A 12,604-nucleotide genomic window follows, 5' to 3' on the forward strand; every position below is an offset into this window, starting at 1 on the left:
TTCTTATTTCTTACTTCTCGCATCTCGCATCTCCTTTTCATCCTTCATCCTTCATCCTTCATCCCTCATCCTTCATCCCTCATCCTTCCTCCCCCATCCTTCATCCTTCATCCTTCAATACCCTCCCCACTTAATGTAAGTATCCAAATCCTTGTCTCCTCTGCCGGAAAGGTTGATGACGATAATATCATCTCTTTTGTATTCGATCATATTAAGTGCATGGATGGCATGAGAAGTTTCTATAGCCGGAATAATCCCTTCCAAGCGACTCAATTCAACACCTGCTTTCATAGCGTCTTCATCCTCGACTGCTACAAACTCCCCTCTGCCAATATCGTATAAGTGCGCATGCACAGGACCTATCCCAGGATAATCCAAGCCCGCAGAAATAGAGTGAGGCTCGACTACCTGCCCATCTTCTGTCTGCATCAAGAGTGTTTTGCTACCATGCAGAATCCCCATGGTTCCTAAGACTGTAGTAGCAGCTGATTTTCCTGAGCTGATTCCCAGTCCGGCTGCCTCAGCTGCAATTAATCTCACCTCCGGCACATTGTAATAGTGGTAAAATGCTCCTGCGGCATTGCTTCCTCCACCAACACAAGCTATGACCAAGTCTGGATTTTCCCTTCCTTCCTTTTCTTTCAGTTGAGTTTTAATCTCTTCGGAAATTACAGACTGGAATTTAGCTACCATTTCCGGGTAAGGATGAGGTCCTACCACTGAGCCTATGATATAATGCGTATCCACTGGGTTGTTGATCCATTGACGCATGGCTTCATTGGTGGCATCCTTAAGGGTTTTACTTCCTGATGTGGCAGGTACTACTTTGGCACCAAGGATTTTCATCCGTTCTACATTGGGTCGCTGACGTTGAATGTCCAATTCACCCATATAAACCGTGCAGTCCATCCCCATCAAGGCGCAGACAGTCGCTGTGGCCACGCCATGTTGACCTGCACCTGTCTCAGCAATAATCCTCTTTTTACCCAACTTTTTGGCAAGGATAATCTGTCCCACAGTATTGTTGACCTTATGTGCTCCTGTATGACAAAGGTCTTCCCTTTTGAGGTATATTTTCGCACCGTATTTATCAGAGAGCCTTGAGGCCAGATAAAGTGGCGTAGGTCTACCTACAAAGTCCCTCAGCAAGGAATTGAATTCCGTTTTAAACTCCTCCGTTGAAATGATCTGCTCGTAATTTTCTTTGAGCTCCTCAATATTGGGATGCAACATTTCAGGGATATAAGCCCCTCCAAACTTCCCGTAAAATCCTTTTTCGTCTACTCTGATCATATTTTTATACTTAAAATGGGTATAAAATCTTTAATTCTCTATTAACCTCTTATTATTCTTAACCTTACACCTGACCTCCTCCCAACATATCGCCGAAGGCATATATCAATTTATATCAACTGTATATCTATTTAATCATCCCCTTAAACCCCCTTACCAACTCTACATCCTTCAAGCCGGGAGCAATTTCAAATCCTGAATTGATATCCACACCAGCCAATTGCGGCAGACTTTCTTTTATCTCCAGAATTTTGCCAACATGACCTGGGCCGATCCCTCCACTCAACAAAAAGGGTTTGTCAAATGGGTAATCTTTCAACAATTGCCAATTGAAGGTTTTTCCTGAACCTCCATGTGCTTTGGTTAAGGTGTCGAAAAGGACATAATCAATATTAGGCAGGAATGCTTCCATCTGGACCCAGTCAATATGTTCTCCAACAGAAAAAACCTTAAAAACCTCCATTCCTGTCTCATCTTTAATAATCTTGGCCTCTTCTGCTGATTCTTTTCCGTGAAGCTGAATGGTGGAAAGGCCATAATCCTCGATTGCCCTTTTGATTTTTGCCATATTTTCATTGACAAAAACCCCCACTTTTTTGATATCTATTTGTCTGATTTGTTGCGATGCTTGCTGACCCGCATACCTCGGCGAAGGCGGGTATAAAATTACTCCCATCCAATCAGGTCGAACTGACTCTACCAGCTCCTGGCAATTTTCAGCTTCACGCATTCCACAGACCTTCAGTTTCATGATCAGGCTTTTGCTGAAAGTTTTGACAATTCTTTTCTAAATGCATTCATAAAATTCAGTGCTGCTTGGTGTGGTCTGCTGGATTTCATGAAGTTTTCTCCAATCAAAAACCCTTCAAAACCCGCTTCCTTTAATCCAATTAAAGTTTCTGGCTTTGATAAGCCTGATTCAGAGATTTTCACAAAGTCATTGGGTATCTTATCGACCAAGTCATAAGAAGTGTCTACAGATACTTCGAAGGTTTTTAAACTTCTGTTGTTGACTCCTACCAGATCAAGATGCCCGTTTAGGCTTTTCTCCAACTCGCTCAAGTCATGGACTTCCATCAGTACTTCCATTCCCAGTTCCTGGGCAAAGGCTGCCAACTCATTTAGCCTCTTGGGTTCCAGTGCTGCAGCTATCAATAATATACAGTCTGCTCCTATGGATTTGGCTTCAATAATCTGGTATTCATCAATGATAAAATCCTTCCTCAATATCGGGCAGAAATTATACTTGCGGGCAATAATAAGGTCCTCATTTTTCCCTCCGAAAAATTCCTTATCTGTCAGGATGGAAAGTGCGGAAGCACCGGCCTGCATATAACCTATGCTTACTGTCTCCACCGATGCATTGCCATTGATAGGTCCTTTGGATGGCGATTGTTTTTTGAATTCGGCAATGATTCCGGTTTTGTCTTCCCGCTGAATGTACTTTTTCATGGACACGGTCTTGGAATCGAAATAAATGCTCTTTTCCAACATTTTGACAGGCACCAAACTGCTTTTTTCTGCAACTTCTTTGTGCTTATGCGCTATGATTTTTTCTAAAATATTCATGTCTTAATTACTGATTGAAATGCTTGTTTTTGGATTTACTAGAGCTTTAAAAACCTTCAATGCTTTACCTCCTAGGAGTGATTCTTCTGATTTGGAGAGTGCTGTCTCAAAAGTAAGGTTTGGATCAGCAGTGATCAAGGCTGCTGCGGCATTGGCCAAGACCACATCGTTTTGCGATTTTGAACCCTTTCCCTTGAGAATGGTCTCAAAAATAGCCGCTGATTCTTCCACTGTATCCCCTCCTTTGATTTGTTCTGCTTTGATTTTTTTCAAACCTATCTGTTCCGGACTGTACAATTTTTCCCCTGAATTGGAAATCATTTTGAAATCACCGGTGAGTGAAATTTCGTCATATCCGTCCAAAGCATGTAAAATGCTAAATTGACCATCATGCTCTTGGTAAAGGTAGGCGTACAGCCTTGCCAATTCCAAACTGAATACACCAACCAACTGTTTTTTCGGGAAGCTTGGATTAACCATCGGCCCTAACATGTTGAAGAATGTTTTCACCCCCAACTCTTTTCTTATCGGCGCTACATTTTTCATAGCCGGGTGAAATAAGGGTGCATGAAGAAAACAGATCCCGGCTTCATCCAGGGACTTTTTGATTTTATCCAAATCATTGGTAAACTCATACCCAAAGCTTTGGAGCAGGTTAGATGAACCGCAAATGGAGGATACGCCTGTATTACCATGCTTGGCAACGGGCTGGCCGGCTCCTGCTACTATAAATGAAGAAAGTGTGGAAATATTGAAAGTATCTTTTCCATCCCCTCCCGTACCACAAAGATCCATGGCGTCATATTCTGCTATGTCCACCGGTACGCAAAGCTCCAGCATCGCCTCCCTAAATCCTCCCAATTCCTCTACCGTGATACTCCTCATCAGATAAACTGTCAAAAAGGAAGCAATTTGGCTTGAATTGTAAGCACCTGTTGCAATATTTTTTAAGACCTCCTTGGCCTGTTCTTTACTGAGTTTTTTATGTTCTATTAAGTGGTTAAGTATGTCTTTCATCTTATTGGTATGATTGTAAAATTGAAAAATTCAAAGATTTTACAGGAGCTATAGTCACTTTCTTATTTCTCAATTGGTTTATTAAATATTTACTTCTTAGTCGTATCTCGGCATGATATATTGCTACATACTGAATCTGGTTATAACTTTTTTAATGTTTTTAATATCGTCCATGCCTTCGGCATTTAAGAAACTACTCTTCATCTTTCCACCCGGCAGTAAATTACCGGGTAATTATTTCGGCCATCCCTTACGGGATTATTAAACTTAACATCAAGTCTATCAATTCTCGCTTCTTATTTCCTCATATTCTCGGGACAAGCTTCGTTTCTTGTTTCTTGTTTCTCTCTTCTCGCATCTCCCCTCTCACCTCAGCCAATTCCGCATCATATCCACTCCAAATTCTGTCAACACCGATTCAGGATGGAATTGCAGACCCCGGACCTGATGCCTTTTATGTCTTACACCCATAATCTGGCCATCGGGTGTGCGCGCAATGACCTCAAGATCTGGACTGAGTGTTTTTTCATTGATTACCCATGAATGGTACCTCCCTATTTTAAATGAACCGGGCAAACCCTCAAAGAGTAAATCCTTTTCTACGGTAACTTCTGAGGCCAGGCCATGGACTACCTCAGAAAGGTTGATCAATGAACCATCAAAAGCCTCACCAATGGCTTGATGGCCTAGGCAGATGCCCAGGATATCCTTTTCCTCAGCATATCGCTTCAGCAATTCAGGCATAATTCCGGCCTCTTGCGGGACTCCTGGGCCGGGAGAAAGTAATATTTTATCATATTGTGAAACTTCATTCAACCTGATTTTATCATTTCTATAAATATCCATTTGATTTCCATAGCCCAGTTGCCTGATGATATAAACCAGATTATATGTAAAGGAATCGTAATTGTCTAGAACGAGAATGCGCATTTTTTTAATTGGAAGATTGGGAAATTATAAGATTGGAAGATTAGAAGATTAGAAGATTGGAAGATTGGAAGATTGGAAGATTGCATATGCCATTTAAGGTTTTTTCAGATTTGATTTTTTTTGGTTTTCGAAGTCTTGGAGGTATTTCATAAAGCCTTTGATTTCTTTTGAGACAATTTCCAGTTTAAATACCCTCCGCTGTTTTCAAGGCTACCCGCAAAGCTTCAAGCTTATTGGCTACTTCCTGTAATTCGGACTGAATAGAAGATTTTGCCACCACACCTGCCCCGGCCTGAAAACGGAGTTCGTTATTTTCAGAGACAAATGATCTGATCAGAATGGCATGATTGAAATCCCCATTGAAACCAAGATACCCGATAGCTCCACCGTAGAATTTTCTCGATGTATTTTCCAATGAATCAATCAACTGCATGGCTTTGTATTTTGGGGCTCCGGATAGTGTTCCTGCAGGAAAGGTATCAGCCACCAATTGAAGTGGGTTCGCTTCCTTAGGTAAAATTCCCGTCACTTTAGACACCAAATGAATGACATGCGAGTAATATTGAATCTCTTTAAAAACTTCTACATCCACTTTTTCAGATGATCTGCTCAGGTCATTCCTCGCCAAATCTACTAACATCACATGCTCAGAATTTTCCTTGGGATCATCGTATAATTTTCTCGCCAAATTCGCATCGGCCTGATCATTTCCAGTTCTTTTGAAAGTACCTGCAATTGGATAAATGGTAGCTTTGTTGTTTTTGACAACGATCTGGGCTTCAGGAGAACTACCAAAAACCTTGAATGACCCATAGTCAAAATAGAAAAGGTAAGGTGATGGATTAACCGAACGCAGCGCCCGGTACACGTTGAATTCATCTCCCTTAAATTTTGTAGTAAACCTTCTGGAAATTACTATCTGGAAAACATCTCCTTTGAAGCAATGGTCCTGACCCTTTTTCAAAATATCCAAAAACTCCTCATCGGTGTAATTGGAGTACTCTTCCCCTACTAGCTTAAAATTGTATGCAGGTATGTTTTTATTATTGAGCAGCATCTGAAGCTGTCCCAGCTCTGAATTCTTTTCATAACCCTGAACCTGATGTTCGAAGAGGTACAGTTCATTTTTGAAATGATCCACCACGATGACATTTTGGTACACGGCATAGTGAAGCATAGGGACTGTGTCGGCTTGGGTTTGTTGGAGGTCTATGTCCTCAAAAAATCCCACAGAATCATATTGCATATAACCAAAAAGGCCGTTATTGATAAATTTGAATGGATTCTTTTCTTCCTCAAATTTGCCTGAAAATGCTCTCAAGGCATCAATCAACTTATTTTCTTCCCCTATGGAATAGCTTAAAATCTGATTGCCGGGCAACTCTTCTTTGACTTTCCCATCGCTGAAACTAAAAGAAGCCAAGGGATTGAAACAGATGTAAGAAAAGCTATTTTCCTGTCCATGGTAATCCGAACTTTCGAGCAAAATGGGATTTGAAAAACGGTCTCTCACCTGAAGGTAGATACTCACCGGAGTGATAGTATCTGCCAGTAGTTTTTTGTGAGATGAATTGAGTTTAAATTTTTCCATGATTTTAGGTTAAAACGAAAAGAGGCTTGCCGGAAAAACCAGCAAGCCTCTTAGATATGTTTTTACAAATATTAGGCAATAGCTATTGGTTCTTCCGTTTTAGAAGTCAAATGCCACCACCAATATGTTGATTGAATTGTTTTCATTTTTGCAATGCGACAAAGTTAAAAATGCATTCTATTTAACAAAACATATTTTTAAAAAATAATTTCACAATGAAGGACTTTCTTAAGGTAAATAAGAAAATCAGGGGTTCAAATTCTAAATAAGAGGTTTTAGCTCTGCAATGACTTACATTTTTACGAATAAGTACTTACTTTTAAAAAAAAGAAATTATGAGTGGTATAGCCAAATACTATAAACAAGTTTTCGAAGACTATCAGGTTCTCGTCAAAGTCAACGCAGATGGCCTTACAGGAACAGAACTGATTATTCATCCCGATGGGAAAGTAGAAAAAACAGAAATGGATTTTGATGATGAGATTTTTGATGATTTGGAAGTGGATGGATTTCAAACCTGTAGCCCCTTGGAGTTCAACCTACATTTGGCAAAAACCTCAAAATGATTCATCTCTTTAAAATCACTTCCAAAATCAAGCAAATGTAAACTTACTTTTATCTCCTTAAGCTATGGTTTGCAGTAGGGCATATTTTTCAATTTTGGATTATTCTTTACCATTATCACTGAAAACTCAGTAACTGCCTTTCACCTTTTATTTTTTTAAAAAGCCTTATAAAAAAGGACCAGCATCAAAATCAAATACCTCAATTCGAATTGTATGCTTTCACAAAAGATCCTTTGGTTGCGGGTTTTTAAAAATTTGGATTTTGATGAATCCTAAGGATTTCATCAGATTAAAGAAGTGGACGGAACAATTTTGGTACAATCTTCAAATTCCCCTATAAAAATACCTTCATTTTTAAAAAGTTTTTGATAGTTTAGGACTTTGAGTGATTTTCTGAAATAAAATTTCCCACCTATTTCCATATCATGATTATTGGAATTCTAAAAGAACCTCAAGGGGAAGCCAGGGTTTCCATGCTCCCCGAGGCTGTTAAAACATTATTGTCCTGGAATACCGAAGTCTGGGTAGAAAGTACTGCCGGCGATTCTGCTTATGCTTCAGACAGCACTTACGAGTCGGCTGGAGCCAAAATCAAAAACCGCCAAGACCTACTTAGCCAATCAGATATTCTTATAGGAATACAGGCAATCCCTACAGATGAGATTGGCACTATGAAAGCTGAGGCTGTTTGGTTTGGACAGCTCAATGCCCTTTACAGCCCCGAATTGACCAAGTATCTTATTGAGCATAAGAGAACAGCTTTCAGTATGGAACTCGTACCCAGAACTACCCGAGCTCAATCCATGGATGTGCTTTCCTCAATGGCAACCGTCAGTGGCTACAAAGCCGTGCTGATGGCAGCAGGCCTGCTACCTAGATTTTTCCCGATGTTTATGACAGCTGCCGGGAGTATCACGCCCGCTAGAGTTTTGATATTGGGTGCAGGCGTGGCAGGTTTGCAGGCAATTGCCTCTGCAAGAAGACTTGGTGCTTCTGTTTTTGCATTTGATGTCAGACAGGCTGCCAAAGAAGAAGTCCTTTCCTTAGGGGCCAAATTTGTAGACGTAGAAGGTGCCAAGGAGGATAAAGGGGCCGGTGGATATGCGGTAGAGCAGTCTGAAGACTTCCTGCAACGTCAAAAAGATACCATCCACGAACACGCTATGAAGGCTGATGTGATCATTACTACAGCTCAGATTCCTGGCCGGAAAGCTCCCTTATTGGTTGAAGAACGGACAGTGAAATCCATGAAACCAGGTTCAGTGATCATTGACTTAGCAGCTTCTTCAGGAGGAAACTGCGCACTTTCCCAGCCGGATCAAACTGTAGAAGTCAATGGTGTCCGGATAGTTGGTGTGGGCAATTTAGCGGCTGAAATGCCGCAGGATGCCAGTAAAATGTACGGGAAAAATTACCTGAACTTCCTCAAACTGATCATCAAGGATGGAGCCTTGGACCTGAATTTTGACGATGACATTGTCAAAGGCACCTGTGTTTGTCATGCCGGGGAGCCTATAAGTGAAAGAATCATTCAAATGCAAAACGCTTAAACATGGAACAGTTACTCAACTATATTGGGGCCAATATGGAAATGGTCTATTTTCTGATTTTAGCCATACTCTTGGGTGTGGAAGTGATTTCAAACGTACCCGCAATTCTTCATACCCCATTGATGTCAGGTGCCAATGCCATACACGGGGTAGTTGTAGTCGGTGCAATTATCGTCATGCTTCAGGCCTCGCCAGAAAATTACCTGGCTCTTACAGTAGGATTTTTAGCTGTTGTAGTAGGTATGTTGAATGTCATCGGTGGATTTGTGGTGACCGACAGGATGTTGGAAATGTTCAAGAAAAAACCTAAGAAGTCATGATCAATCTGAACATATTGGAAATAAGCTACTTGATAGCTTCCTTAACCTTCATCATAGGTCTCAAAATGCTCAGTCACCCTGACACAGCACGAAAAGGTAACCTTTGGGCTGCTGCAGGTATGGGTTTAGCCATTTTGACAACCCTTACTTTGTATCAGGATTTTGATTCGGCCAAAGGATTGAACTACGTATTGATATTTGTTGGACTGTTGGTAGGTACAGTAATAGGTACCATCATGGCCAAAAAAGTCCAAATGACAGCTATGCCGCAGATGGTTTCATTTTTTAACGGTATGGGTGGAGCCTGTGCAGCATTGATTGCGATTATTGAATTTCAGCACCACCAACATAGCCAAATTACAGGTTTTGACGGGGAGCTTTTGGTCATGTTGCTGGGCCTATTGATCGGATCTGTTTCATTCTCGGGTTCCATGATTGCCTATGGTAAATTAGAGGGCAAGATCAAAGACAAAGTCCTCCCTATGAATCAGGTAATCAATATGGTCTTATTGGCTGCTATCATAGGATTGATAGGATATCAGATGTTTGCCGGTTCTGACCCAGTGCTCTTCTTCATTTTGCTTGGAATTGCTTTGGTATACGGAGTACTTTTTGTCATGCCGATTGGCGGGGCAGACATGCCTGTTGTGATTTCCTTGCTCAATTCATTTACAGGAATGGCAGCTGCCTTTGGTGGATTCTTATATGACAATAAAGCCATGCTCACAGGTGGTATTTTGGTAGGTTCTGCTGGGACTATCTTAACCATCCTGATGTGTAAGGCTATGAACAGGTCCTTGACAAATGTGCTGCTTGGAGCATTTGGTGCAGGAGCTGCGGGATCTGCTAAAAAAGGAGATTCTGATCAGACAGTAAGGGAAATTTCAATTTCTGATACTGCTGTTTTACTGGCTTATTCTCAGAATGTAGTGATCGTACCCGGATACGGATTGGCAGTAGCCCAAGCACAGCATATCTGCCATGAACTTGAAAAACTCCTGGAAGAAAAAGGTGTGGAAGTAAGCTATGCCATACATCCAGTTGCAGGAAGAATGCCAGGACACATGAATGTGCTATTGGCAGAAGCAGATGTACCCTACGAAAGACTACAGGAGATGGAAGAAATCAACCCAAAGCTCGCAAGTACAGATGTAGTGGTAGTCATCGGCGCAAATGATGTAGTCAATCCTGCGGCTAAAAATGATCCTGCTTCACCGATTTTTGGCATGCCTATCCTGGAAGTGGACCAGGCCAAAAATGTAATCATCATGAAAAGAGGAATGAGCTCCGGCTATGCGGGAATAGAAAACGAACTGTTTTTCTTCCCAAAAACCAGAATGCTTTTCGGTGATGCAAAAGCCTCTCTACAAAAATTGGCAGCTGAAGTGAAAGAAGTTTAAAAAGAGAACTTGAAATATCATTTACGGTAAATAAGTTCAAATACCGTTTAGTTCAGGATAACTTTTCCAAAGTTTTGATTTATAAAAGATATTTGTTTTTACTTAAATCCAACTTTGGAAAAGTTTAATTTCACAATTGAGCTTTGCGCTTAAACCTTTTTAAGCTTCAATGGATAGAAAATAAGTCTAAAGCGCCCATTACCTCAGTCCAAACTCATACACAATTTCATGTTTATATTTTTCTCCTGGATCCAATCGGGCTGAAGGAAAAGAAGATTCATTGGGAGAGTTTGGGAAAAACTGCGGTTCTAGACAAAATCCATAATTTTTGGAATAGACCACTCCTCCTGTTTCTTGTTTTCCATCTAGGAAATTTCCCGTGTACAATTGAACACCCGGTTTGGTAGAATAAACAAGCATCAATCTTCCTGTGCCTTCATGATAGACTTCAGCCATTTTGTGAAGCTCTCCATCGTGCACCTGAGATACTACAAAATTGTGGTCATAACCAGCACCGGTTTCTTCAATATCCTCTCCTATTTTCTTGGCCGATCTAAAATCAAATGCAGTACCTTCAACGGACTTGATTTCTCCGGTTGGAATTAAACCTTCGCCTACAGGTGTATAAGAATCAGCAAACAATTTCAACTCGTGGTTCAAAATATTTTCCTCCATATTGCTGAGGTTGAAATAACCATGATGTGTCAAGTTTACAAATGTAGGCTTATCTGTTTCCGCCTCAAAAAGGATTTTGAGCCTATTATCTTTTTCCAAAATAAAATCCACAGTAGTCTGTAAAGTACCGGGATACCCTGCTTCTCCATCTTCACTGACATACCGCATCCTGATTCCAATAGAATTTTCCAAGCCCTGAATTACTTCTGAATCCCAAAACTGTCTGTTGAAGCCCTTTTTACCTCCATGCAAATGGTTTTCTCCATTATTAGTTTCCAGTTGATATAATTCACCATCTAGTTCGAAAGTACCCTTTGCTATTCTATTGGCATATCGGCCTGCCGTTGCACCAAAAAAATAACTATCATTGATAAAATCTTCCACTTTTTCATAAGTAAGCAAGACATTTTGGGAATTGCCATCCCTGTCCGGGACCAGTATTTTGGATAGGGTCGCTCCATAATTGGTCAGCTCTACTTCCATGCCCTTGCTATTTTTGAGTGTATAGGCAAAGGCATCCTGTCCCCCCATATTTATTTTTCGCACCTCTATATCAAAGGTGATGGTCTCACTAGATGATTCCTCTTTTGGAGATTGACATGCGATCACCGAAAAAAGGATAAATACTGAAAATAAGGTCTTTAAACTTCTCATAATTGCTGGATTTGGTAGGTAAAATAAGACTAAATACTCAGAATTTCGGCCAATTATAGGATCAAATGCTCATTTAATTTTCTGATGGCTTCATTTTTGGCATAGGCCAGTCAAAAATTTACCAACTAATTATGAGAAAGTTCATCTTATTTTCTATCGCAGCAGCTACTTTAACAGTATCCTGTGTTTCTAAAAAGAAATACACTGAGCTGCAGAATGATTTGTTTAAAACGGAGGCCCATTTGGCTGAAACCCGTAGTGAAAAAGAAGCTGTAGAAGCTGAGAAAAAAATCCTTGAAGACAAGGTAGGCCGTATCGAGGCCAGGGTCGCGGAGTACAATGCACGCATCAATTCCCTGAAAGAAGACAACGATGCCAAATTTGATCTTTCAGGAAAAACTCCAATGTCCAATGTAACCCGTGAAAAGCTAAATGCAACTTTGGCCAAAGTGGATCAGGAAAAACTATCCAATGCCAAAACCATGGAAGATTCTGTCAATTTAGCGGTATCCTACAATCTGAAAAAGTCAATTTCTGACGGTTCTATGGAACAGGATGATGACATTCAGATTGACATTGACAAAACTGTGGTAATGATCACTGTTTCTGACCGATTGCTTTTCAATACCGGAAGCTACATGGTCAACAGAAATGCTGAAAGCCTTTTGGAAAGACTTGCAGAGGTGATCAATGCTGAACCATCCGTAGAAGTGATGATTGAGGGACATACGGATCCAAGAAGCATCAATACCGGTGTATTGCAGGACAATTGGGATTTGAGTGTAAAAAGAGCCACTTCTATCGTAAGGGTATTGCAAAACAAATATCAGGTAGCTCCTGAAAAACTGATTGCAGCAGGTAGATCTTCTTATATCCCCGTAGTGGATAATGACAGCCCTGAAAATATGGCTAAAAACAGAAGAACTAGAATTGTGATCATTCCGGACTTGGATAAGTTTTTTGCAATGATTGAATAGAATTCAAGTTTAGCTGATTGATTTTTTAAACTACATAAGCCTCTCCCGACTCTCAGGAGAGG

The 12,604-nt window shown here is 40.7% G+C and carries 12 protein-coding genes; 5 read left to right on the top strand and 7 right to left on the bottom strand.

The features are described from left to right. Nucleotides 1-114: 114 nt before the first annotated feature. From trpB to A33Q_RS12745, 6 genes are all read right to left on the bottom strand, one after another. Nucleotides 115-1,293, bottom strand: coding sequence for a tryptophan synthase subunit beta (trpB, locus tag A33Q_RS12720; protein ID WP_009033229.1), 1,179 nt, complete (start codon nucleotides 1,291-1,293; stop codon nucleotides 115-117). A gap of 127 nt (nucleotides 1,294-1,420) precedes the next feature. Next, nucleotides 1,421-2,044, bottom strand: coding sequence for a phosphoribosylanthranilate isomerase (locus A33Q_RS12725; protein ID WP_009033230.1), 624 nt, complete (start codon nucleotides 2,042-2,044; stop codon nucleotides 1,421-1,423). 2 nt (nucleotides 2,045-2,046) lie between these two features. After that, entirely contained in the window at nucleotides 2,047-2,862 is an 816-nt protein-coding gene (trpC, locus tag A33Q_RS12730) for an indole-3-glycerol phosphate synthase TrpC (protein WP_009033231.1), read from the bottom strand. A gap of 3 nt (nucleotides 2,863-2,865) precedes the next feature. Next, complete coding sequence (gene trpD, locus A33Q_RS12735; RefSeq protein WP_009033232.1) at nucleotides 2,866-3,879, bottom strand: anthranilate phosphoribosyltransferase; 1,014 nt, start codon at nucleotides 3,877-3,879, stop codon at nucleotides 2,866-2,868. Nucleotides 3,880-4,245: 366 nt separating this feature from the next. Then, nucleotides 4,246-4,809, bottom strand: a complete 564-nt coding sequence (locus A33Q_RS12740; protein WP_009033233.1) for an anthranilate synthase component II — start codon at nucleotides 4,807-4,809, stop codon at nucleotides 4,246-4,248. A 184-nt stretch (nucleotides 4,810-4,993) separates the two neighbouring features. After that, complete coding sequence (locus tag A33Q_RS12745; RefSeq protein ID WP_009033234.1) at nucleotides 4,994-6,400, bottom strand: anthranilate synthase component I family protein; 1,407 nt, start codon at nucleotides 6,398-6,400, stop codon at nucleotides 4,994-4,996. Nucleotides 6,401-6,735: 335 nt separating this feature from the next. On the opposite strand from A33Q_RS12745, the gene A33Q_RS12750 reads away from it, so the two are divergent. The 4 genes from A33Q_RS12750 to A33Q_RS12765 all read left to right on the top strand — a co-directional run bounded on the left by A33Q_RS12750 (nucleotide 6,736) and on the right by A33Q_RS12765 (nucleotide 10,236). Continuing rightward, nucleotides 6,736-6,966, top strand: coding sequence for a hypothetical protein (locus A33Q_RS12750; protein WP_009033235.1), 231 nt, complete (start codon nucleotides 6,736-6,738; stop codon nucleotides 6,964-6,966). Between the two features lie 425 nt (nucleotides 6,967-7,391). Next, entirely contained in the window at nucleotides 7,392-8,516 is a 1,125-nt protein-coding gene (locus tag A33Q_RS12755; protein WP_009033236.1) for a Re/Si-specific NAD(P)(+) transhydrogenase subunit alpha, read from the top strand. Between the two features lie 2 nt (nucleotides 8,517-8,518). Next, nucleotides 8,519-8,836, top strand: coding sequence for an NAD(P) transhydrogenase subunit alpha (locus tag A33Q_RS12760; RefSeq protein ID WP_009033237.1), 318 nt, complete (start codon nucleotides 8,519-8,521; stop codon nucleotides 8,834-8,836). Then, entirely contained in the window at nucleotides 8,836-10,236 is a 1,401-nt protein-coding gene (locus tag A33Q_RS12765) for an NAD(P)(+) transhydrogenase (Re/Si-specific) subunit beta (protein ID WP_040490483.1), read from the top strand. Before A33Q_RS12760 ends, A33Q_RS12765 begins: the two co-directional genes overlap by 1 nt. Before the next feature lie 198 nt (nucleotides 10,237-10,434). On the opposite strand, the gene A33Q_RS12770 is transcribed toward A33Q_RS12765, so the two are convergent. Beyond that, on the bottom strand, nucleotides 10,435-11,565 hold the full coding sequence (locus A33Q_RS12770; RefSeq protein ID WP_009033239.1) for an aldose epimerase family protein: 1,131 nt from the start codon (nucleotides 11,563-11,565) through the stop codon (nucleotides 10,435-10,437). Between the two features lie 131 nt (nucleotides 11,566-11,696). Between A33Q_RS12770 and A33Q_RS12775 the strand changes: the two genes are divergently transcribed. Next, on the top strand, nucleotides 11,697-12,542 hold the full coding sequence (locus tag A33Q_RS12775) for an OmpA family protein (protein ID WP_009033240.1): 846 nt from the start codon (nucleotides 11,697-11,699) through the stop codon (nucleotides 12,540-12,542). Nucleotides 12,543-12,604: the final 62 nt, after the last annotated feature.

This window comes from Indibacter alkaliphilus LW1, assembly GCF_000295935.2.
GTDB lineage: Bacteria > Bacteroidota > Bacteroidia > Cytophagales > Cyclobacteriaceae > Indibacter > Indibacter alkaliphilus.

Excerpts from the sequence above, each read along its gene's own strand:
- trpB (WP_009033229.1), bottom strand. The coding sequence starts at position 1,293 with ATGATCAGAGTAGACGAAAAAGGATTTTACGGGAAGTTTGGAGGGGCT.
- A33Q_RS12750 (WP_009033235.1), top strand. The coding sequence starts at position 6,736 with ATGAGTGGTATAGCCAAATACTATAAACAAGTTTTCGAAGACTATCAG.
- A33Q_RS12745 (WP_009033234.1), bottom strand. The coding sequence starts at position 6,400 with ATGGAAAAATTTAAACTCAATTCATCTCACAAAAAACTACTGGCAGAT.
- A33Q_RS12755 (WP_009033236.1), top strand. The coding sequence starts at position 7,392 with ATGATTATTGGAATTCTAAAAGAACCTCAAGGGGAAGCCAGGGTTTCC.
- A33Q_RS12775 (WP_009033240.1), top strand. The coding sequence starts at position 11,697 with ATGAGAAAGTTCATCTTATTTTCTATCGCAGCAGCTACTTTAACAGTA.
- A33Q_RS12725 (WP_009033230.1), bottom strand. The coding sequence starts at position 2,044 with ATGAAACTGAAGGTCTGTGGAATGCGTGAAGCTGAAAATTGCCAGGAG.
- trpC (WP_009033231.1), bottom strand. The coding sequence starts at position 2,862 with ATGAATATTTTAGAAAAAATCATAGCGCATAAGCACAAAGAAGTTGCA.
- A33Q_RS12760 (WP_009033237.1), top strand. The coding sequence starts at position 8,519 with ATGGAACAGTTACTCAACTATATTGGGGCCAATATGGAAATGGTCTAT.
- trpD (WP_009033232.1), bottom strand. The coding sequence starts at position 3,879 with ATGAAAGACATACTTAACCACTTAATAGAACATAAAAAACTCAGTAAA.
- A33Q_RS12740 (WP_009033233.1), bottom strand. The coding sequence starts at position 4,809 with ATGCGCATTCTCGTTCTAGACAATTACGATTCCTTTACATATAATCTG.
- A33Q_RS12770 (WP_009033239.1), bottom strand. The coding sequence starts at position 11,565 with ATGAGAAGTTTAAAGACCTTATTTTCAGTATTTATCCTTTTTTCGGTG.